Origin of the sequence: Rathayibacter iranicus NCPPB 2253 = VKM Ac-1602 (assembly GCF_003149025.1) — a bacterium.
GTDB lineage: Bacteria > Actinomycetota > Actinomycetes > Actinomycetales > Microbacteriaceae > Rathayibacter > Rathayibacter iranicus.
This window is the reverse complement of sequence record NZ_QGDV01000004.1, coordinates 183134-201644: the sequence shown is the minus strand read 5'-3', so window position 1 is coordinate 201644 and position 18511 is coordinate 183134. Positions and strand designations below refer to the sequence as shown.

Below are 18511 nucleotides of genomic sequence, written 5' to 3'. Positions count from 1 at the left end.
TCAGGGCTCGAGGACGCTGAGGTGTCGTTCGGCCGGTGCTGGCCGTTTCGGCCCGCCGATCTTGCCGTCGGGCCGGCCCACGTAGAGCCAGCCGAGCAGCTCCTCACCCTTCTCGAGGCGATGCGCCTTCCGAACCGCCTTGGCGCGCGTATACGAGCCGGTGCGCCAGAAGACGCCCCACCCGGCCTCGTCGAGCAGCAGGCTCAGGAGGTGCGCGACGCCCGAGGCGACGGCCTCCTGCTCCCAGGCCGGCACCTTCGACTTCTTTACGCTTACCACGACGGCGAGCAGAAGGGAGGCGCGGTGCGTCTTCTCGATGTATTTCTGCGGGTTCTTCTTCTCGCCCGAGGCCGCGGCGAAGCTGCGCCCGATCCGGTCGCGCGCCGCGCCGCGGATCTCTATGACCCGCCACGGACGCAGTGAACCATGGTCGGCGAGTCGCGACGCCGCCGAGATGAACGCCGCGATCTCGTCGTGCCCCGGGGCCTCGGCCGTGACCTTCGAGCGCGATCGGCGCGCGAGGACGGCTTCGAGCACGGGGGAGTGGGGCGCGGTCACTCGCCCTCGGCCTGGAAGTTCATCGCGATGGAGTTCATGCAGTACCGGTCGCCGGTCGGCGTGCCGAAACCGTCGGGGAACACATGGCCCAGGTGTGAGCCGCAGTTCGCGCACCGTACCTCGGTCCGGACCATGCCGAGTGTGCTGTCCTCGATCAACTGGACCGCGTCGGGGTTTACCGACTCGTAGAAGCTGGGCCAGCCGCAGCCGGAGTCGAACTTGGTGCCGCTCGTGAAGAGCTCGGCGTTGCAGGCGGCGCAGGTATAGAGGCCCGAGCGGTGCTCGTCGAGCAACTCGCCGGTCCACGGACGTTCGGTGGCGGCCTCACGCAGGACCGAGTACCGGTCGCGGTCGAGCTCCTCCCGCCATTCGGCGTCGGTCTTGTTCACGGAATACGACGACATGGGTCTCCCTCGGAATTCTCGCCAGTGTACGGGGGGAGATAGCTCCCCTCCGCTTTCCTCAACTGCGATCCACTGAAGCACATTCCGTGATCTCGACGGCGTGGAGCGAACTCTCGACCGACAACGCCGACGACTTCGCCCGCCTGCGCACCGACGTCCTCCTCCGCGAGCAGCGAGACGACGACCGGGCTCAGCACCTCCCTGCGCGCCGCGTCTCGAAGGCGGAATCGTGCGCATCCGCATGCTTCGGAGCGCCTCCGCATCCGTTCCGCCCTTCTTCCCTACCCTGGGGGAATGAGCAGGACGACGGACCCGAGCTGCGACACCGGCCTGTCCGAGCGCGACCTGCGGGTGCTCGCCTTTGAGCGCGAGTGGACCGCACGGACGGGCGATAAGGACGACGCGATTCGTTCCCAGTTCGGACTTTCGGCTGCCCGCTACTATCAGGTGCTCAGCGCAGTGCTCGCCTCACCGGCTGCCCTTGCGCACGATCCGATGCTCGTGAAGCGGCTGCAGCGCATCCGCGACCAGCGCGCCGGCGCCCGCGCCGCGCGTCGTCTCGGGCCTCTCGAGTAGACGAGTTGCTCGAGTCCCCCAACGGAAGGCCGGCCGCACCCCCGATGTCGAACACGCATCCGACAGACCGCTTCGATGAGGCCCTAGCGACGGAGGGTCGCGTCGGCGCGCATCGTCGGCCGCCCGCCCCGCATGCGCGGGCCATCGCGTTCGCATGGGCGGCGCTAGCCACCGGAGTGATCGTCCTCCTCGGATTCATCGGACTGCTCGTCATCGACGATCGCGTGGAGTTCACGGACGTGTTCACGGCGCCGACCGCCGGAGCGACGCCGACCACCGCGGCGACCGTCGATCCGACCCTGGGTGTCTCGGCGCTGAACGGAACAGCCACCGCTGGGCTCGCTGCCAAGGCAAGCAGCGCCCTCACCGCCGCCGGCTGGAGCGTCCCGACAGTGGCCAACGCAAATACCGAGGACGTGACGGTCACGACCATCTACTACACCGATCCGGCACTCGAGGGTGCTGCGCTCGGTCTCGCCGACTCGCTCGGTGTGGGGACGCTGACGCTCTCGCAGGACTTCGCCGAGACGGGCACCGTGGTCGTGGTGCTCGGTGCTGACTTCGCCGCCAAGCAGGGTTGATCCCGGCCCCTTCTGTTACGGGCACGTTTCCTCCGTGTTGAATCCCGGGCAACTCTTCGCTGCGAAGCCTTCCCGGGCCCGTCAGCGGACGGATCGTCCGATTAGTATTCCCAACCAGGTACGAGCGCATGGCTCGCGCCGCGGGCAGAACAGCACTGGGGAGTACAGAGATGGCGAACGGAACCGTCAAATGGTTCAACGCTGAGAAGGGCTACGGCTTCATCACGGTCGACGGCGGTGGGCAGGACGTGTTCGTCCACTACTCCGCCATCGACATGTCGGGATACAAGGTCCTCGAGGAGGGCCAGCCGGTCGCGTTCGAGGTCGGCACGGGGTCGAAGGGGCCGCAAGCCGAATCGGTCCGTCCGGTCTAGCCGCGAGGCTTCAGGGAGCCGTCGTCCGCCTCGTGCGGGCGGCGGCTCCTTTTCCGTGCGGAGCGCGCCACGGTCGCTTGCACTCGTCCACCGCGAGTGCCAGAATCGGTCCTGGCACTCGCTCCAGTCGAGTGCCAGCACTGAAACTTCACGACGTCCGGGAGGGACGAGAAACACACATGGCCAAGATCATTGCTTTTGACGAAGAAGCCCGCCGCGGCCTCGAGCGTGGACTCAACACTCTGGCCGATGCGGTCAAGGTCACCCTCGGCCCGCGCGGCCGCAATGTCGTCCTCGAGAAGAAGTGGGGCGCTCCCACCATCACGAATGACGGCGTCTCCATCGCCAAGGAGATCGAACTCGACGAGCCGTACGAGAAGATCGGCGCCGAGCTCGTCAAGGAGGTCGCCAAGAAGACAGACGACGTCGCTGGCGACGGAACTACCACCGCGACCGTCCTCGCCCAGGCGCTCGTCCGCGAGGGCCTGCGCAACGTCGCGGCCGGAGCCGACCCGATCAGCCTCAAGAAGGGGATCGAGAAGGCCGTCAAGGCTGTCACCGCCGAACTCGTCGCTGGTGCGAAGGCCATCGAGACCAAGGAGGAGATCGCGGCGACCGCCTCCATCTCCGCCGCGGACCCCGAGATCGGCGCGATCATCGCCGAGGCGATCGACAAGGTCGGCAAGGAGGGTGTCGTCACCGTCGAGGAGTCGAACACCTTCGGCACCGAGCTCGAGCTGACCGAGGGGATGCGCTTCGACAAGGGCTACCTGTCGCAGTACTTCGTGACCGACCCCGACCGCCAGGAGGCGGTGTTCGAGGACCCCTACATCCTCATCGTCAACTCCAAGGTCTCGAACATCAAGGATCTCCTCCCCGTCGTCGACAAGGTGATCCAGGCGGGCAAGCAGCTGCTGATCATCGCCGAGGACGTCGACGGCGAGGCGCTGGCGACCCTGGTGGTCAACAAGATTCGCGGCATCTTCAAGTCGGTCGCTGTGAAGGCCCCCGGCTTTGGCGACCGTCGTAAGGCGCAGCTCCAGGACATCGCGATCCTCACCGGCGGTCAGGTCATCTCCGAGGAGGTCGGCCTCAAGCTCGAGAACGTCACTCTCGACCTGCTCGGCTCGGCCCGCAAGGTCGTCATCACCAAGGACGAGACCACGATCGTCGAGGGTGCCGGCGACGCCGAGGCCATTGCAGGTCGTGTCGCGCAGATCCGCGGCGAGATCGAGAACACCGACAGCGACTACGACCGCGAGAAGCTCCAGGAGCGTCTCGCGAAGCTCGCCGGCGGTGTCGCGGTCATCAAGGCCGGAGCGGCGACCGAGGTTGAGCTCAAGGAGCGCAAGCACCGCATCGAGGACGCCGTTCGCAACGCGAAGGCAGCCGTCGAAGAGGGCATCGTTGCCGGTGGTGGCGTCGCCCTCATCCAGGCCGGCAAGCTCGCCTTCGAGAAGCTCGAGCTGGTCGGAGACGAGGCGACCGGTGCGAACATCGTGCGCGTCGCCATCGACGCTCCGCTCAAGCAGATTGCTCTGAATGCCGGTCTCGAGCCGGGTGTCGTCGCCGCCAAGGTTCGCGAGCTGCAGACCGGTTGGGGCCTCAACGCCGCGACCGGCGAGTACGTCGACCTCATCGCCGCAGGCATCATTGACCCGGTCAAGGTCACCCGCTCCGCTCTGCAGAACGCAGCGTCGATCGCCGGCCTCTTCCTCACCACGGAGGCCGTCGTCGCCGACAAGCCGGAGAAGAACCCGGTCGCTGCTGGCGGCGACCCGACCGGCGGCATGGACTTCTAAGTCCGGCCCCTCACCACGCAGAAGGCGGTTCCTCTTCGGAGGAGCCGCCTTCTGCGGGGCGCGGCCGGCGAGCGGATGAGCGCGGTCGCCTCGCACGTACGTGGGCCGCGTACACGGCGGGATTCGGGATCAGGCGCGCGGTACGGCATCCGCTATGCAGAGGGGCGCGCGGCGCCGACCGATCAGACGGAGGCGGGGGACGTCTCGCCGTTCTGCCCGACTGTCAGCAGCGGCAGGGCGACGCGGAAGGTTGCGCCGCCTCCCGGTGTCTCGACGACGTCGACGCGGCCCTTGTGTGCGGTGACGATCGAGGACACGATAGCCAGACCGAGGCCGCTGCCGCCCGTTTCTCGAGTGCGCGACGTATCGGCCCTCCAGAAGCGCTGAAAAATCTTCTCGCGGATTTGGGGAGGGATTCCTTCGCCGTGGTCGATAACCTCCAGCAGTGCTAGCCGCCGTGAGCGGTCAACGGCGACGCCGACCTCGATCGGAGTGTCTTCGGGGGTGTAGCGGACGGCGTTGCCGATCAGATTAGTGAGAACCTGGCGAATCTTGTTCTCCTCGGCCATCACCAACGCGGGTGCGCCCGCGTCTTCGGGAACGGCAACGGCAGCTCCGGCCGCGATCTCCTCGGCTTTCACCCTGCGGGGACGGCGACGAAAGCGCGCGAGGCGTGCTCCGGCTGCAGCGATCGGGCCGGTGAGTCCTGGATTGGCAAACTCGATCGTCTGCGGCGGGACGAAATCGTCCTCTTCGTGCTCAAGGGCCGGGGTCTCAACCGGCGTGTCATCGCGGGTCTCGACTCCGAAGTCGCGGTCCGGCCAGGAGGCCATCGCGTCCATCGCGGCGTCGCGGGCGAGCGGCATCAGGTCGACGGGGGCGAGGGCGAGCGGTTTGGTCTCGTCGAGGCGGGCGAGTTCGAGGAGGTCCTCGACGAGGCCGCCCATCCGGATTGCCTCCTTCTCGATGCGTTCCATCGCCTGGCCGACCGCCTCGGGTGTTTGGAGAGCACCCATTCGGTACAGCTCCGCGTACCCGCGAACGGAGACGAGGGGCGTACGCAGTTCGTGGCTCGCATCGCCGACGAATCGGCGCATCTGATCGATCGTGCGCGCGCGGTCTCGGAAGGCCGAGTCGATGCGTCCGAGCATCGCGTTGAGCGAGCGATTGAGTCGACCGACTTCGGTATTGGGGGTCGTCCCGTCGAGACGCTGGCTGAAGTCGCCATCCGCAATGGCAGCTGCTGTCTGTTCGACCTCGCGCAGCGGAGCGAACGTGGTCGTGACGAGCAGGCGTGTCAGGAGGGCGCCGATGACGACAATCGCGACCCCGAAGCCGAGGAAGATCGTGAGGTAGATCGTCATGATGTTGTCGACGTCGCGGGTCGACACGGCGAGCAGGAGAGTCTGGTATTCGGCGCCCCTCGTGAATACCGTCGACATGACGTGGTACTCGACCTTGCCGTTCGAACTCCAGATCTCCATCGGCTTGTCGCCGCCCTGTAGGGCTTGCTCGAGCGTGAAGGTCTTCGGGAACGCCGGATCGGCAGCGCCGGAGGCGTTCGTGTTGTCTAAACCGCCGTACTGGTCGTAGACCGCGCCGAAGTCGGCCTTGGAGTCGTCGATGGCGGCTAGATCGCGGACGGAGAGTTCGCTCGCCGTCTTTTGCACCTGGTCCGCCAGTTGCGCATCGAGCTGCGCGACGAGTTGCGGCTTGAGCATCGTCATGGTGCCGATACCCGAGACGAGCAGGCCAAGGGTCAACAACAGGACCGTGACGGCCGTGATCTTTGTTCGTAGCGAAATGGAGTTCCACCGCTCGGCCAGACCCTGGTGCATGGCGGTGGAACTCCCTCGTGTCGACGGCGTCGACGCCCCTGAGTCAGGGACGGACGTCGAAACGGCGAAGGCTCACGCCTTCGCCACCTTCAGCATGTACCCGAATCCTCGCTTGGTCTGAATGAGCGATTCCTCCGAGTGTGTGTCGAGCTTACGTCGCAGGTACGAGATATAGGACTCGACGATGCCTGCATCGCCGTTGAAGTCGTACTCCCAGACGTGGTCGAGGATTTGCGCCTTACTCAGCACCCGGTTCGGATTGAGCATCAGATAACGGAGCAGCTTGAACTCAGTCGGACTCAGTTCGACCGGCTCGTCGCCCACGAGGACCTCGTGCGTATCCTGGTCCATCGTCAGCTCGCCGGCCCGGATGACCGCGTCCTCTTCGGCGTGCATAGTGCGGCGGAGGATCGCCTTGATGCGGGCAACGATTTCGTCGAGACTGAACGGTTTGGTGACGTAATCGTCGCCGCCGACAGTGAGCCCGGTGATCTTGTCCTCGGTATCGTCCTTCGCCGTTAGGAACAGGATCGGTGAGGTGTACCCCGCGGAGCGCAGGCGCTTAGTCACGCCGAAGCCGTTCATGTCGGGAAGCATGACGTCGAGGATGATGAGATCTGGCTCCTCCTCTAACACCGCGGAGATTGCCTGCGCGCCGTTGCCGACCGCGCGCACGGCGAAGCCGGCGAAGCGGAGACTCGTGGTGAGTAGGTCTCTGATGTTGGGCTCGTCGTCGACGATGAGAATGCGCGGTCCGTCCATGCACGCCAGTATCTGGCCGTTGGCTGTGTGCCGTCTGGGAGCCGAGTGGTGGGTCGCTCGATGCGCGCCCCCCGGCGTGGAACAGCGGATCAGGACTTGGCGCGGCGGCGGACTCCCACAATCAGCATCCCGATCATCATGAGGAAGGCGATCGGTAGGCCTACGAGGGGGAGCGCGAAGACGAATTGCCACAGTGCCCCTGTGTACTCGCGGACGCCGAGGGTCGGAGCGATCAGGATCGCGAGGAACGCGAGGACCGTCACGACGATGATCGCGATGAACATGTAGGCGAGGGTGCGTTCCGCGCGTCCGATGCCCGCCGGCTCCTGTGGCTTCACCCGTCAAGGATAGGGCGGGCTTGGTCGTCTAAACTGATGGCTGCGTCATTTTCAGGAGGGGTCTGCATGCCTACCGGCAAGGTCAAGTTCTACGACGAGGACAAGGGTTTCGGCTTCATCAGCACTGATGACGGCCAGGAAGTCTTTTTGCACGCCTCTGCTCTGCCCTCCGGGACCGCGGTCAAAGCGGGTACCCGCCTCGAGTTCGGTATCGCCGATGGCAAGCGCGGAGCCCAGGCCCTCTCCGCACGTATCCTCGACGCCCCGCCGAGCATGGCGAAGCTCAACCGCAAGTCCGCGGACGACATGTCCGTGATCGTCGAGGACACGGTCAAACTCCTCGACGGGATCGGCGCTGGACTCAAGCGCGGACGTTACCCGGACAAGGCCCATGGGACGACGATTGCGGCGCTCCTGCGCCGGGTTGCGGATGAGTTGGATGCCTGACGGCGACGAGACGACGCGCGACGAATCACTCCAGATCGCCTCGATCGAGGAGGATTCCGAGGTGGACGCCCTCGACGGCGGTGAGCGCGGCGCTTCTGCGCAGGTCTTCGAACTCGATCCCGTCCTCGCCGCCTCGATAGAGACGGCCCGCTCGGCTCTCGCCGAGATCACTCCCGACGAGACGATCGGTGAACTCGTCACCACAGTTGCGCAGGGCGAGCATGTGGTGTCGCTGCAGTTCGCGAATCTCATGAGCGGGTACCCCGGGTGGTTGTGGACGGCGACGCTCTCTCGAATCGACGAGACCGAGGCCGTCACCGTGTTGGAAGTCGAGCTGCTGCCGGGTGAGGGCGCCGTGCTTGCGCCGGACTGGGTCCCCTGGACCGTGCGCATGGCGGACTACCAGTCCGCGCAGGACGCCGTGGGTGACGATCTCGAGGGCGACGATGAGACTGATGATCTCGACGATGTGGACGTTGATCTCGACGACGACTCGGACGTCGAGGAGTTGGACGTCGACTCGGACGATGACGACGACTCCGATGACGGTGACCCGCTCGACGCCGACGAGTCCGACTCGGACGACTCGACTGATGCCGCGAATGACAATCCCGCTCCGGCGCAGTCAGTGCGTCGTCGTCGCCGTCGCTGAGAAAAACGGTCGAGGCGGCAGCCTTCGCGCAGGAGCGTGACAATCCGTCTCGACGTCGAGGCACGCGGAGAGGGGTCGCGAATGTCATTCGGGCACGGAAGCGATTCTCCGGAAAGAGAAGCGGAGCGTCCTAGCTGCGGTGGCGGCTGGAGAACAGGCCGATCGTGCCGAGCACCAGACCGATCACGACGGTCGAGAAGAGTAGCGGCTCGACGACCACTCCACTCGTCGTCGCGACCAGCACGGCGACGAGGGCGAGCGCCCAGACGACGCAGCCGACCAGGAGAGCCGTCGCGTCGTTGCTCGCGAACGTCGGCGGGGTCGGCCGCCGTTCCTCCTCCCGCAGCCAGAGCCGCATCGTCGGCCTCAGACCGCCAGGCGGTCGACGACGTAGTCGATGCAGCGCAGTAGCGAACGGACGTCGTTCGGCTCTACGGCGACGAAGGTGGCGATCCGCAGCTGGTTGCGACCGAGCTTGCGGTACGGCTCCGTATCCACGATTCCGTTCGCGCGAAGGACCCGGGCAACAAGGGCCGCGTCGACCGAGGCGTCGAAGTCCACGGTCGCGACGACCTGCGACCGATGCTCGGGCACCTCGACGAACGGAGTCGCCAGTGTGGACGCCGCGGCCCACTCATAGATCGCGGAGGAGGACTCTGTCGTCCGGGCCGAGGCCCAAGCGAGACCACCGGAAGCATTCATCCACTCGAGCTGCGACTCCATCAGCAGGAGCGTCGACAGTGCGGGGGTGTTCAGCGTCTGGTTCAGCCGCGAGTTGTCGACGGCGTTCTTCAGGCTGAGGAACTCGGGGATGTAGCGTCCGCTGGCGGCAACACGCTCGACTCGCTCGATCGCGGCGGCAGAGAACAGGCCGAACCAGAGGCCGCCGTCGGAGGCGAAGTTCTTCTGCGGGGCGAAGTAGTAGACGTCCGCCTCGGCAATGTCGACGTCGATACCGCCGGCGGCACTCGTCGCGTCGACGACGGTCAGCGCGCCGTCGTCGCCGTGGACCCGGCGCACGGGCGCCATCACTCCGGTGCTCGTCTCGTTGTGGGGCCAGGCGTAGACGTCGATCCCCTCGACGATCTCGACGTCGCTCCGCGAGCCTGCGGGAGCGGAGACGACGTGGGACGGCTCGAGGAACGGAGCGGATGCGGCGGCGGCGAACTTCTGCCCGAACTCGCCGAAGGTCAGGTTCTCGGCGCGGCGCTCGATGAGAGAGAAGGCGGCGGCGTCCCAGAAGGCGGTCGAACCGCCATTGCCCACAACGACCTCGTAGCCCTCGGGGAGGCGGAACAGCGTCGCGAGATGCTCGCGCACCCGGCCGACCAGATCCTTCACTGGTGCCTGTCGATGCGAGGTACCGAGCAGGTGTGCGCCCTGCGTGGCGAGGTGGGAGAGCTGGTCGTGCCGCACCTTGGACGGGCCGCAGCCAAACCGTCCGTCGTGGGGGAGTAGCTCGCGAGGAATGGTGAGGTCTGGCATGCGTTAATACTAGGGTTCCCGGCCAGATCCCTTCCTCCGAGTGACGGAGGGCTGTGTTGTGCCGCAGCGCGGATGCTGCGGCGCGCCGACCAGTAGGGTTGAGCGCGCCGAGACGGGAAGGCTGAAATGACGGATCTGATCGACACGACCGAGATGTACCTGCGCACCATCCTCGAACTCGAGGAGGAAAACATCATCCCGCTGCGTGCGCGCATCTCGGAGCGGCTGAGCCACTCCGGCCCGACCGTGTCGCAGACGGTCGGTCGCATGGAACGTGACGGCCTTGTCGTCGTTTCGGGCGACCGCCACCTCGAGCTGACCTCGGATGGTCGCCGCAAGGCAATCCACGTCATGCGCAAGCACCGCTTAGCCGAGCGCCTGCTGCACGACGTCATCAAGCTCGACTGGGAGTTCGTGCACGAGGAGGCTTGCCGCTGGGAACACGTTATGAGCGAGCAGGTCGAGCGCCGACTCCTGGAGATGCTCGATCACCCGACGGAATCGCCCTATGGAAATCCGATCCCCGGCCTCGACGAACTCGGCGATATTCCGGCCTCGCGATTCGCCGACGGCGTCATCAGTCTGCCCCGCTTCGTCGCCGGCTCGACGGAGCCGCTGCGCGGAGTCGTTCGTCGACTCGGCGAGCCAGCACAGGTCGATCCGGAACTCCTCCTCCAGCTCAAGCAGGCGGGGGTTGTGCCCGGTGCCGAGGGCGAGTTCTCGGCGCTCAACGGCTACGTGCTCGCACGAATGGACGGCGTGTCCGCGGGCATCGAGCTCCCTAACGAGGTGGCAGCGCATATCTTCCTCGTCGGCTGAGTAGGTCTTTGTCCCTGTCCGGCTGCTGGAGCGTCAACGGCCTCCGAGGAACGGACAGTAGTTTGTTTGCGTGCCGAAGGTGACAAATGGGTAACGGTCGCTTACGCTCTGTGAAGCTCTTCGACCGCGCCTCGGCCGTTGAGCTGCGGAATCCGACGCCCCCCTGCCCGTCTCGGATACCGTTCACCTCGATGCTTCGTGCATGAGACGGGACAGCTGCCTGGGCTGACGGGACGTCGGAGACCTCCGCTGTGCCTCATAATTCACCTTCTTCACATGACGACGCCGGTTCTTCCGACCGGTATCGCTCCACTCACCCGAACCACTCCAGTAACGCCTCCTTCGAGAATCAACCCCCGGTGATCCGGGCCCGTCTTCATGCAGAGGCGCCGGTTGTCCGCCGCGCCGTGCCCGCCGGGCCGGAGCGCCGCATCGACATCACCGACTTCGTGCCTTCGCCAGCAGGGACCCCGCGCAAGCGCCGCGGACGGGTCGTCGGCAAGGTCGCGATGGTCGGCTTTGCCGGCGCGCTGGTCGCCACGATGGCTCTCCCCGCCTACGCTTTCACTCCGGGAACACAGGACGACGGCCTCTTTGCCGCGTCCCGCGCCGATCTGCTCCGCCAGGGCGATGCGCAGACGGTCGCCGTCGCCGGAGGAGTAGTGCAGGCCGCAATCGCCCGCGATGGCTTCTCTGCTGAGGCCGCTCCGCCGCCGCCTGAGCCCGTCGCGGTCGCCGAGCCGGTCGTCGAGACGAACACCGTTGCAGAGGCCCGGGCCGAGACCGCCGAGGCGTTCAACTCCTACTCTGGTGCCTCCGCTCCCGACATCGCCGCGGCTGCGCCGACCACCGGGTACAGCCTCTCGTCGGTCTTCGCCACGGCTTTGCAGTACCAGGGCGTCCCCTATGTGTTCGGCGGCGGCGACCCAAGTGGCTTCGATTGCTCCGGTTTCGTGATGTACGTGTTCGCGCAGTACGGCATTTCTCTGCCGCACTCGGCCGCGGGCCAGGGTGCGATGGGCACTCCGGTGTCGCTCGCCGACGCTCAGCCCGGCGACCTCGTCATCATGGACGGCCATGACGGCTTCTACGCGGGCAACGGCAACATCCTGCACGCGCCGTACGAGGGCGCGAGCGTCCGTGTGCAGCCGCTGTGGACCTCCGACTACCGGATCGTGCGCATCACCGGCTGATGCGAGTTCGGCCCTGAGAGCCCGCTCCCCGTTCGCGGGCGCGGGCTCTCGTCGTCTCCGCGTGTGAACTGCGCGTGACGAATCCGCCGAGATCCATCACGATCCCGCCCCAAAGGGTTAATCTGATCCCCAGTCTGCTCGCGTGGCGAGCGGATCGATTCGTCGAGGGACGGAGTGCCGGGATGGCTGAGCGGAGTGGGCACCACAGCGTGGCGCTGTCCTCTCGCGTGCGGCGGACCGATTCGATACGCGCCGAGATTCTCGCCGCGACGGTCCACTCCTCCGACACACGGATACGACTCCACGCCATCACGCGGCACTGCGCCGCGGCCCCGAAGGGTGCCGTCATCACGACGGCGCCCTTGCTCGTGGTCGCGACGTCTTTGCGGCTTGGCGTGCGACAGCACGGAGGTCACTAATGCGCACTCTGGTTCTTAACGCCGGCTATGAGCCGCTCGCGGTGGTGTCGTTCAAACGGGCCCTGGTCCTGTTGATGACCGAGAAGGCGACTGTCATCGCCGCCGATGAGGACAATCCCGTGCACGGTGCAACCGGCGACTACGTCCGGCCCTCGGTGATCGTGCTGACGCGTTACGTGCGCATCCCTAATGGCCGCAAGGTACCGGTCTCGCGCCGCGGCGTGCTGCGCCGGGACAATCACCGCTGCGGCTACTGCGGACAGCACGCGGCGACGATCGACCACATCCTGCCGAAGTCGCGCGGTGGACGGGATACCTGGGAGAACCTCGTCGCATGTTGCCAGCGTTGCAACAACCTCAAGAGCGACCGCACCCCGCAGGAGATGGGCTGGCGTCTGCGCACCGCGCCCCGGATGCCGCGCGCGGGGTCCTGGTTGGTGCGCGGCGCGGAACGCACACAGCCCGACTGGGACGACTACTTGGCTCCGGCTGCCTGACGGGCCGCGCGCGGTCGCACCGGTGGCGGCGTTGTCGTCGGGCGCGATACTGCGGATATCGCTTCCTCCTTCGCCTTGCCAGCGGCGCGACCGCGGCCCGTCAGGTCGTCGGAGGAGGGGATTATTCGTTGTCGGTGCCGGGGTTCGCGCTGGCGTTTCCGGGGCGGTCGCCGGCCCAGGTCCAGTTCGCGACGTCGGGGAGGTCCTCGCCGTGTTCGCGGGTGTAGGCCCGGGCGCGGATGAAGCAGGAAGATGTGTGTCGTCGTACCGGCACCGCTGCATGGACTTCACTATTCATCGGGATCCCCTTTCTCGGGTCCTGAAAGACACTCTTCTTCGCCTAACGGCCGCGGTTTCGATCGACGGCTGTCCGGCCACAATGGTCAGTAGGGCGGCGCTGCCAGTATCTGTCCGCTCACTGACGGGTCCCGCAAAGGACAGAGCGTGACTCGATTGTCCGTCCCTTGCGGTGGTGCGACTCGCGCCCCCGACCAACGTCCCGATTCAGGCCCGACGCAGCCACCGGACGAGCAAAAACAGACCGATCACGACGAACACTGCACTCAAGCCACCCACGCCTCGCGGTCCGGCTGTCGCCGAGACGCCGGCCAGGACGGCGAACAGTGGAGCGTCGAGAGCCCACAGCACCCGCAGCAATGGCATCGGGTCACCGAGTGCCGACGGTGCCGGCATCATGAGGAATATCGGCGATGGTCCGCGTAACGCGTTGCTGACGCGGGCGGCGACAACCACGACCGGCAAGGCAACGGAGCCCCACAGGAGTGATCCCACTGCCCCGGGCACAAGCACGGCGCTGATGCTGATCGTCGTCGCCACCGCGATAACCACCGCGATGACGACCGGAAAGATGGTGTGCAGGAGGATGAGCACGCCGTCGCTGATGCCGTACAGAGGCTGGGCGCGGGAGACCTGGCTGATGTGCTGGAGGCCACGGCTGAAGGCACCGGTCCCGACATAGAGCAACGCCGCGGCAAGTGCTCCGAGCAGCGGAGCGGCGCCAGGGGCTGCTGCCGCCGCGACGAGGAGGACGCCCGATCCGACGATCGTTAGGGCGCCACTCACCACACGAAGTGGGGTACGCAGGGCGCCGATCGTGTCACGGACGACCACGAGGGTGACCGGACTCGCACCTTGGATCACCGCGCGGAACCGACGCCCGCTGGAGGGCCGGGCCTGGTAGGACTCCGACGCAGCCGTGAAGTCGAGACTCACGGCATGTGCCATCGCGACGTCCCATCGAGCGGACTGCATCGCGAGCGTCGGTTCGCTGATCCGGTCGAGCAGTGTTGGCGCCGCGAGGAGACCTCCCGCGGAGAGTGCGGCAAGGGCGGCGATTGCGGGTACGTCGGCATGTGCCGATGCCCAGGCCCAGCTCGACAGCTGGGCGACGACCGGTCCGGAATCCAGGCCGACGATTCCGAGCGTGGCAGTGGCGATCAGGGCACCGGCGACGATCGCGGATGCCTTCGGAGCGGCTTCTCCACTCAGCCAGCACACCGCACTGATCGTCCCAATGAGCACACCGCGAATGCTGAAACCGATGACGCTCGGCGGAGTCAGGAGCCCGACCGCGCCGAGTGCTGCGCCGAAGAAGACGGCGATGCCTCCGCTCGCGACGGTTGCGACGACGACTGCCATCACGACGCGCGAACGGAAGACCTCGCGCCGTGGCAGGTCGCTCTCCGTGAGGGCGTAGGTGAAGAAAGGGGGTGCGACGGCTGGCCCGCGGCTCCGTCCGGTGATGAGCGCGGCCGCCCAGAGTGCGAGGACGGCGACGGCGGCGACTACCGCCGCGTCCGGGCCATTCAGCGCGTCGGCGGCCTCTGGCGTCGTCACGGCGAGCCACGCGGCGCGCACCACGGGCATCACGACGACCAGCCCGAGCAGCACCAGCGAGTACGCGATGTACGCACGATCACCGGCTGCCCGAGGTTGCCGCGCGCGCCAGATGCCGGTTGCCGATGCGAGGCGGGAGGTCACTGCGGGTGGTCCAGGTCGAGGACGCGGTCGGCGAGACGATCCGCGAGCGCGGTGCTGTGGGTCGCGATGACGATGGCTACGCCGTTCGTTCGACACTTGTCGAGCAAATCCCCCACGAGTGCGAGGCGCTCCGCGTCGAGACGCTGTTCCGGTTCATCGAGCACGAGCACATCGAATGGCCGAGCGATCACGAGGGCGAGGGCGAAGAGCTGCTGTTGCCCTGAGGACAGCTCGTGCGGGAACCTTCGGAGCAGTCCGTCGAGAGCGAGCGCGCTTAGCGCGTCCGAAGCGGAGCGCTCGGCGTCTGCGGACGTGTCGAACCAGGTCGCGGCGACAAGCCGGACGTGATCTTCCACTGTGAGGTCTGGTGCCATCGGTGGGAGCCCGATGAGGGAGGCGACTCGACGTCGGAAAGCCCGGTTGCGGCGATAAACCGGCTCACCACCGACTGTCACGGATCCGCCGGTGGGTGAGCGCACACCGGCGAGCACCTTGAGTAGCGTCGACTTGCCCGTGCCGTTCTTGCCACGAACGACCAAGATCTCGCCTGCCTCGACTCGCACGCTCGTCGGAGGGAGCAACGTCACCGTATCCACGGCGACGACCAATTGCTGCACGTCGATCATGAGTTTCCCCTCACTGCCGTCCGCACCGCGGTTGGGCGACGTGCGCATCAGCCGCTCCGATGCACCGCTCACGACGGCGATCCGGCGAGGATAACAGCCCCGTGATGCGGCCGTCGTCACGAAAGAAAATGCGTGCTGTCTCGATTAATCGAATTTTGCATAAGCCACCGAGTCCTGGTCCTGTTTCTCGGTAACGGCGCATCGACACCGCCGCCTGATCGTGACAATCTCTGACTGCGACGAGCCAGTTTGGCGCGCTCTGCTAGACCTTTTTGGGGGACTTTAAGGTTGATTACGCACGAGTCACGGCGCTTGGTTCTTATATGCCGCGCCACTGGCTTGACTGTGTTGTCCTCCTCGATCTGGCTGGCTCCAGTTCGATCTGCAGCGGACAGGCGGGAGGACGTTGATCTTGAGTGAGATGCATTCGACATCGAAGACCAATCGGTTGGCGGACTCCTGGCGGCCGGAATGCGTCACATCGGGAATAAAGCGACTCGATATTTGGAAAGTGGATTAACCGCCGACAATGAAAAGTTGGAGAGAATATGAGCCATTTCTGAAAAGAAAGCCTTTCGCAGAGAAAGAGCGGAATAATGAGGGTCGCTATAGCTAGTTTGGCTTATAACGGCAGCAATAATGTCGGCGTCGGCTGCGGCCGATTTGACCACCGAGTCCATCGGGGGCAGATCGGACTAGAATGGGAAGACCTATTTCGGTAAGGTCAGATACCATGATGGCGGCGGAATCGCATTCACCCTATCCACGAACGACCACTCGTTCTGTGGAGGCGCTTTTCAATTCGGGGTTCGTAATCCTGGAAGCGGGGGCGGTATTCTTCTCGACCAGGCCGAGTGGCACGATGTTGGCGGTAATAGGTCCTCGAAGTGGAATACGGGAAGTTACTCGATCCCGTCAGGGCCTTATTCAGTTATCACAAATGTATTCGGGGCTTGCGGTGGTTCGACGTCGAAAGACGTCAACTGGACCGGTCCGCTCACGTATTAGGAGAAATTATGAACAAGCGCTCGATTGTTGCAGGGACGGCAGGTCTGCCTCTAGCGATCATATTAGGAATTTCGATTTCGACTGCCCATGCAGATGTGAATGCTGGTCTGTCGTCTGACACTGGTTCTCTCGTCTCGGGCACTGTTGCGCTCGATCTTCTTAAGGATCAGGCGAGTTTATTTGAGGCTCCGCTCCCACAGGGGGTCAAATGGAACGATTCTCTCGGAATCGAGGAGCCGACCGACGGAGTCAGCGTTCGAGTCGAACCTTCTTTCGTGCAGTCAACTATGGCGACTTACTGGCTCTGCGCATGGGAGGACTCACTCGTTTCGACGACAAACATGGGAGACGTTGTGGGCGCTGAGAAGGCGCTCAGTATGGTTGATAGCTTCACTAGCTTGAAAGTTTATCAAGAAAATTTCATTGACCCCAATGCTGGTTGGCGACGGACCGTTGCGGATCCCGCGTTACACGGCGATCTGGCGGGCGTCAAAGCGGAACTAGCATCAAGCTGCACTCTCTATTTCGAAGAACAACCGGCGCCCTAGCAGCCGTCCGGTCTCGGTCCCGACCGCCGGCTCAGCTGCTGCGCGGAGTCGCGCGGCGGAGGATCGCCCAGCCCGCGACGGCGGCGAGAGCGGTCGGGATCAGCGAGAGTGCGTAGCCGCCGACGAAGCCGATGTTGGCGAAGAACTCGCCAAAAGCCTTCCAGCCCTCGGTGAAGGTCAGGAGTGCGCTCACGCCCAGCACGACGATCCCGAGCGCGGTGAAGAAGACGAGCATGCCCCGCTGGCGCCAGCGGACGTAGACGGAGGCGGTCGCGGAACCGACGAAGAAGAAGAACAGGAACGTGCAGAGGACTGCAAAGACGCGCTCGAGGAGCGGTCCATCGCCGAAGTAAATTGCGCGGAAGAAGTTGCCGCCGAAGCCCCAGCCGTCGGTCGCGTCCTCGAGGCCGCCCATGACCGCGAAAAGCACGGTCCAGGCGATCGAGAGTCCGACGAAGGTGAGGGCGGTGCCGAGAGAAAAGTCGCGGCGTGGATCCGTAGCGCAGCGCGAGACCGAAACTGATGTTCACCGCCTGAACGGCGACGACCATCATGTACACGAAGATGAAGAATGTCGCTCCTGAATACTGCATCCCGTTGGTCGCCTCGGTGACCGCCGCGGCTGTGTCGAGGTTCCGCAGGATCAGCCACCAGACGGCGAGGTTGCCGAGGAAGATCACGATCAGAATCGCAAGCGGTGTGTAGAGGATCGTGGCCGGATTCGTGAAGTGGAGGCGGACGATACTGCCGAAGCGTCCGGCGGCGGTGTCATGCCGGAAGCGGGCGGGGACGAGGGGGGCATCTCGGGTCCTTCCCGGTAGTGAGCTGTACGACGAGCTGCTGAAGCGAGACGGGCTCGAGCCCGTGCTGAAGGGCCTGCGACCACCCGGAGGCGTCAAGGCGGGGGAGCGTCGCCGAGGCGCGGCTGCCCAGGGCGGAGCGGGCAATGACCTCACGGCCCGCGGTGAAGGAGTCGACCGCTGCGCGCGGACCGGCGACTGTGGCGGCGGCTCCGCGTAGCTCCTCCGCGTCACTGTCGACGACGAGGTGACCCTGGTCGATCACGAGCACGTGCTCGAGCAGGCTGCTGACCACGTCGATCAGGTGCGTCGACAGCACGACAGTGCGCGGATGCTCGGCGAAGTCCTGCAAGAGGCGGTCGTAGAAGAGCTGCCGGGCGACAGCGTCGAGGCCCAGGTAGGGCTCATCGAAGAAGGTGAGCGGCGCGCGGGAGGCGAGACCGACGATCACGCCAATCGTCGAGAGCTGGCGGCGGGAGAGCTTCTTGATTCTCCGGTCAGTGGGGAGCCGGAAGTCGTCTATGAGTTCCTGGGCAAAGGCCTCGTCCCAGCCGTCGAAGAACCAGGGGGCGCTGCGCAGGACATGCTTCACCTTGAAGTCGTCGGGGTACTTCGGGCCCTCCTTGATGAAGCAGGTGCGGAAGAGGACGGCGGCGTTCTCGACGGGACTGTGACCGAAGATGCGGATCTCGCCGGCGCTGGCGAATTCCTGGCCGGTGAGCAGCGACATCAGCGTCGTCTTTCCCGCGCCGTTGCGGCCGAGGAGGCCGTGAATGCGGTTCT

At 65.5% G+C, this 18511-nt stretch carries 22 protein-coding genes; 10 read left to right on the top strand and 12 right to left on the bottom strand.

What is annotated here, in order from left to right:
• Positions 1–558: a nitroreductase family protein gene (locus tag B0H03_RS06860; RefSeq protein ID WP_104265071.1), complete on the bottom strand. Its 558-nt coding sequence runs from the start codon at positions 556–558 to the stop codon at positions 1–3.
• Complete coding sequence (gene msrB / locus B0H03_RS06855) at positions 555–962, bottom strand: peptide-methionine (R)-S-oxide reductase MsrB (RefSeq protein WP_104265070.1); 408 nt, start codon at positions 960–962, stop codon at positions 555–557. The genes B0H03_RS06860 and msrB overlap by 4 nt, the downstream gene beginning before the upstream one ends.
• A 294-nt stretch (positions 963–1256) precedes the next feature.
• Here msrB and B0H03_RS06850 point away from each other — a divergent pair, with 294 nt between their 5' ends.
• The 4 genes from B0H03_RS06850 (at position 1257) to groL (ending at position 4295) form a co-directional block, all read left to right on the top strand.
• Entirely contained in the window at positions 1257–1538 is a 282-nt protein-coding gene (locus tag B0H03_RS06850) for a DUF3263 domain-containing protein (protein ID WP_104265069.1), read from the top strand.
• 44 nt (positions 1539–1582) lie between these two features.
• Entirely contained in the window at positions 1583–2119 is a 537-nt protein-coding gene (locus tag B0H03_RS06845) for a LytR C-terminal domain-containing protein (RefSeq protein WP_104265068.1), read from the top strand.
• 170 nt (positions 2120–2289) lie between these two features.
• Positions 2290–2493 carry a cold-shock protein gene (locus tag B0H03_RS06840; RefSeq protein ID WP_104265067.1) on the top strand — a complete coding sequence of 68 codons (204 nt, stop codon included), beginning with the start codon at positions 2290–2292 and terminating at the stop codon, positions 2491–2493.
• Positions 2494–2672: 179 nt separating this feature from the next.
• On the top strand, positions 2673–4295 hold the full coding sequence (gene groL, locus B0H03_RS06835; RefSeq protein WP_104265066.1) for a chaperonin GroEL: 1623 nt from the start codon (positions 2673–2675) through the stop codon (positions 4293–4295).
• Positions 4296–4477: 182 nt separating this feature from the next.
• On the opposite strand, the gene B0H03_RS06830 is transcribed toward groL, so the two are convergent.
• The 3 genes from B0H03_RS06830 to B0H03_RS06820 all read right to left on the bottom strand — a co-directional run bounded on the left by B0H03_RS06830 (position 4478) and on the right by B0H03_RS06820 (position 7233).
• A complete protein-coding gene (locus B0H03_RS06830) occupies positions 4478–6133 on the bottom strand; it encodes a sensor histidine kinase (RefSeq protein ID WP_104265065.1) in 1656 nt (551 codons plus the stop codon).
• A gap of 72 nt (positions 6134–6205) precedes the next feature.
• Entirely contained in the window at positions 6206–6895 is a 690-nt protein-coding gene (locus B0H03_RS06825; RefSeq protein ID WP_055787731.1) for a response regulator transcription factor, read from the bottom strand.
• A gap of 89 nt (positions 6896–6984) precedes the next feature.
• Entirely contained in the window at positions 6985–7233 is a 249-nt protein-coding gene (locus tag B0H03_RS06820) for a hypothetical protein (RefSeq protein ID WP_241560429.1), read from the bottom strand.
• A gap of 66 nt (positions 7234–7299) precedes the next feature.
• Between B0H03_RS06820 and B0H03_RS06815 the strand changes: the two genes are divergently transcribed.
• On the top strand, positions 7300–7680 hold the full coding sequence (locus tag B0H03_RS06815; RefSeq protein ID WP_104265064.1) for a cold-shock protein: 381 nt from the start codon (positions 7300–7302) through the stop codon (positions 7678–7680).
• Positions 7673–8332 carry a DUF3027 domain-containing protein gene (locus tag B0H03_RS06810; RefSeq protein WP_160487265.1) on the top strand — a complete coding sequence of 220 codons (660 nt, stop codon included), beginning with the start codon at positions 7673–7675 and terminating at the stop codon, positions 8330–8332. The genes B0H03_RS06815 and B0H03_RS06810 overlap by 8 nt, the downstream gene beginning before the upstream one ends.
• A gap of 130 nt (positions 8333–8462) precedes the next feature.
• Here B0H03_RS06810 and B0H03_RS06805 read toward each other — a convergent pair whose 3' ends face one another.
• Positions 8463–8690 carry a DUF2530 domain-containing protein gene (locus B0H03_RS06805; RefSeq protein WP_104265062.1) on the bottom strand — a complete coding sequence of 76 codons (228 nt, stop codon included), beginning with the start codon at positions 8688–8690 and terminating at the stop codon, positions 8463–8465.
• 8 nt (positions 8691–8698) lie between these two features.
• Positions 8699–9817, bottom strand: coding sequence for a phosphoserine transaminase (gene serC, locus B0H03_RS06800; RefSeq protein ID WP_104265061.1), 1119 nt, complete (start codon positions 9815–9817; stop codon positions 8699–8701).
• Between the two features lie 126 nt (positions 9818–9943).
• On the opposite strand from serC, the gene B0H03_RS06795 reads away from it, so the two are divergent.
• The 3 genes from B0H03_RS06795 to B0H03_RS06780 all read left to right on the top strand — a co-directional run bounded on the left by B0H03_RS06795 (position 9944) and on the right by B0H03_RS06780 (position 12745).
• Positions 9944–10636: an iron-dependent transcriptional repressor DtxR gene (locus B0H03_RS06795; protein WP_104265060.1), complete on the top strand. Its 693-nt coding sequence runs from the start codon at positions 9944–9946 to the stop codon at positions 10634–10636.
• Positions 10637–10995: 359 nt separating this feature from the next.
• Complete coding sequence (locus B0H03_RS17240) at positions 10996–11829, top strand: C40 family peptidase (protein ID WP_276329552.1); 834 nt, start codon at positions 10996–10998, stop codon at positions 11827–11829.
• Between the two features lie 418 nt (positions 11830–12247).
• Positions 12248–12745 (top strand): HNH endonuclease, encoded by a 498-nt coding sequence (locus tag B0H03_RS06780; protein WP_104265058.1) that lies wholly within the window; start codon positions 12248–12250, stop codon positions 12743–12745.
• 121 nt (positions 12746–12866) lie between these two features.
• Here B0H03_RS06780 and B0H03_RS16530 read toward each other — a convergent pair whose 3' ends face one another.
• The 3 genes from B0H03_RS16530 to B0H03_RS06770 all read right to left on the bottom strand — a co-directional run bounded on the left by B0H03_RS16530 (position 12867) and on the right by B0H03_RS06770 (position 15420).
• A complete protein-coding gene (locus B0H03_RS16530; protein ID WP_160487266.1) occupies positions 12867–13043 on the bottom strand; it encodes a hypothetical protein in 177 nt (58 codons plus the stop codon).
• A 206-nt stretch (positions 13044–13249) separates the two neighbouring features.
• Positions 13250–14746 carry a hypothetical protein gene (locus tag B0H03_RS06775; protein ID WP_104265057.1) on the bottom strand — a complete coding sequence of 499 codons (1497 nt, stop codon included), beginning with the start codon at positions 14744–14746 and terminating at the stop codon, positions 13250–13252.
• Positions 14743–15420 carry an ABC transporter ATP-binding protein gene (locus B0H03_RS06770; RefSeq protein WP_237399390.1) on the bottom strand — a complete coding sequence of 226 codons (678 nt, stop codon included), beginning with the start codon at positions 15418–15420 and terminating at the stop codon, positions 14743–14745. The genes B0H03_RS06775 and B0H03_RS06770 overlap by 4 nt, the downstream gene beginning before the upstream one ends.
• Positions 15421–16388: 968 nt before the next feature.
• Between B0H03_RS06770 and B0H03_RS16160 the strand changes: the two genes are divergently transcribed.
• Entirely contained in the window at positions 16389–16928 is a 540-nt protein-coding gene (locus tag B0H03_RS16160; RefSeq protein ID WP_127843961.1) for a hypothetical protein, read from the top strand.
• Between the two features lie 31 nt (positions 16929–16959).
• On the opposite strand, the gene B0H03_RS06765 is transcribed toward B0H03_RS16160, so the two are convergent.
• Together B0H03_RS06765 and B0H03_RS06760 are read right to left on the bottom strand one after the other, a co-directional pair.
• Positions 16960–17358, bottom strand: coding sequence for a hypothetical protein (locus tag B0H03_RS06765; protein ID WP_104265056.1), 399 nt, complete (start codon positions 17356–17358; stop codon positions 16960–16962).
• 338 nt (positions 17359–17696) lie between these two features.
• On the bottom strand, positions 17697–18503 hold the full coding sequence (locus B0H03_RS06760; protein WP_337189961.1) for an ATP-binding cassette domain-containing protein: 807 nt from the start codon (positions 18501–18503) through the stop codon (positions 17697–17699).
• Positions 18504–18511 lie beyond the last annotated feature (8 nt).

What these genes read in the sequence shown, in the direction of transcription:
- B0H03_RS16160 (WP_127843961.1), top strand. Translation starts at nt 16,389, where the DNA reads ATGAACAAGCGCTCGATTGTTGCAGGGACGGCAGGTCTGCCTCTAGCG.
- B0H03_RS06780 (WP_104265058.1), top strand. Translation starts at nt 12,248, where the DNA reads ATGCGCACTCTGGTTCTTAACGCCGGCTATGAGCCGCTCGCGGTGGTG.
- B0H03_RS06805 (WP_104265062.1), bottom strand. Translation starts at nt 8,690, where the DNA reads ATGCGGCTCTGGCTGCGGGAGGAGGAACGGCGGCCGACCCCGCCGACG.
- B0H03_RS06795 (WP_104265060.1), top strand. Translation starts at nt 9,944, where the DNA reads ATGACGGATCTGATCGACACGACCGAGATGTACCTGCGCACCATCCTC.
- B0H03_RS06825 (WP_055787731.1), bottom strand. Translation starts at nt 6,895, where the DNA reads ATGGACGGACCGCGCATTCTCATCGTCGACGACGAGCCCAACATCAGA.
- B0H03_RS06840 (WP_104265067.1), top strand. Translation starts at nt 2,290, where the DNA reads ATGGCGAACGGAACCGTCAAATGGTTCAACGCTGAGAAGGGCTACGGC.
- B0H03_RS06815 (WP_104265064.1), top strand. Translation starts at nt 7,300, where the DNA reads ATGCCTACCGGCAAGGTCAAGTTCTACGACGAGGACAAGGGTTTCGGC.
- B0H03_RS06850 (WP_104265069.1), top strand. Translation starts at nt 1,257, where the DNA reads ATGAGCAGGACGACGGACCCGAGCTGCGACACCGGCCTGTCCGAGCGC.
- serC (WP_104265061.1), bottom strand. Translation starts at nt 9,817, where the DNA reads ATGCCAGACCTCACCATTCCTCGCGAGCTACTCCCCCACGACGGACGG.
- B0H03_RS06810 (WP_160487265.1), top strand. Translation starts at nt 7,673, where the DNA reads ATGCCTGACGGCGACGAGACGACGCGCGACGAATCACTCCAGATCGCC.
- msrB (WP_104265070.1), bottom strand. Translation starts at nt 962, where the DNA reads ATGTCGTCGTATTCCGTGAACAAGACCGACGCCGAATGGCGGGAGGAG.
- B0H03_RS06770 (WP_237399390.1), bottom strand. Translation starts at nt 15,420, where the DNA reads ATGCGCACGTCGCCCAACCGCGGTGCGGACGGCAGTGAGGGGAAACTC.
- groL (WP_104265066.1), top strand. Translation starts at nt 2,673, where the DNA reads ATGGCCAAGATCATTGCTTTTGACGAAGAAGCCCGCCGCGGCCTCGAG.
- B0H03_RS16530 (WP_160487266.1), bottom strand. Translation starts at nt 13,043, where the DNA reads ATGAATAGTGAAGTCCATGCAGCGGTGCCGGTACGACGACACACATCT.
- B0H03_RS06830 (WP_104265065.1), bottom strand. Translation starts at nt 6,133, where the DNA reads ATGCACCAGGGTCTGGCCGAGCGGTGGAACTCCATTTCGCTACGAACA.
- B0H03_RS06845 (WP_104265068.1), top strand. Translation starts at nt 1,583, where the DNA reads ATGTCGAACACGCATCCGACAGACCGCTTCGATGAGGCCCTAGCGACG.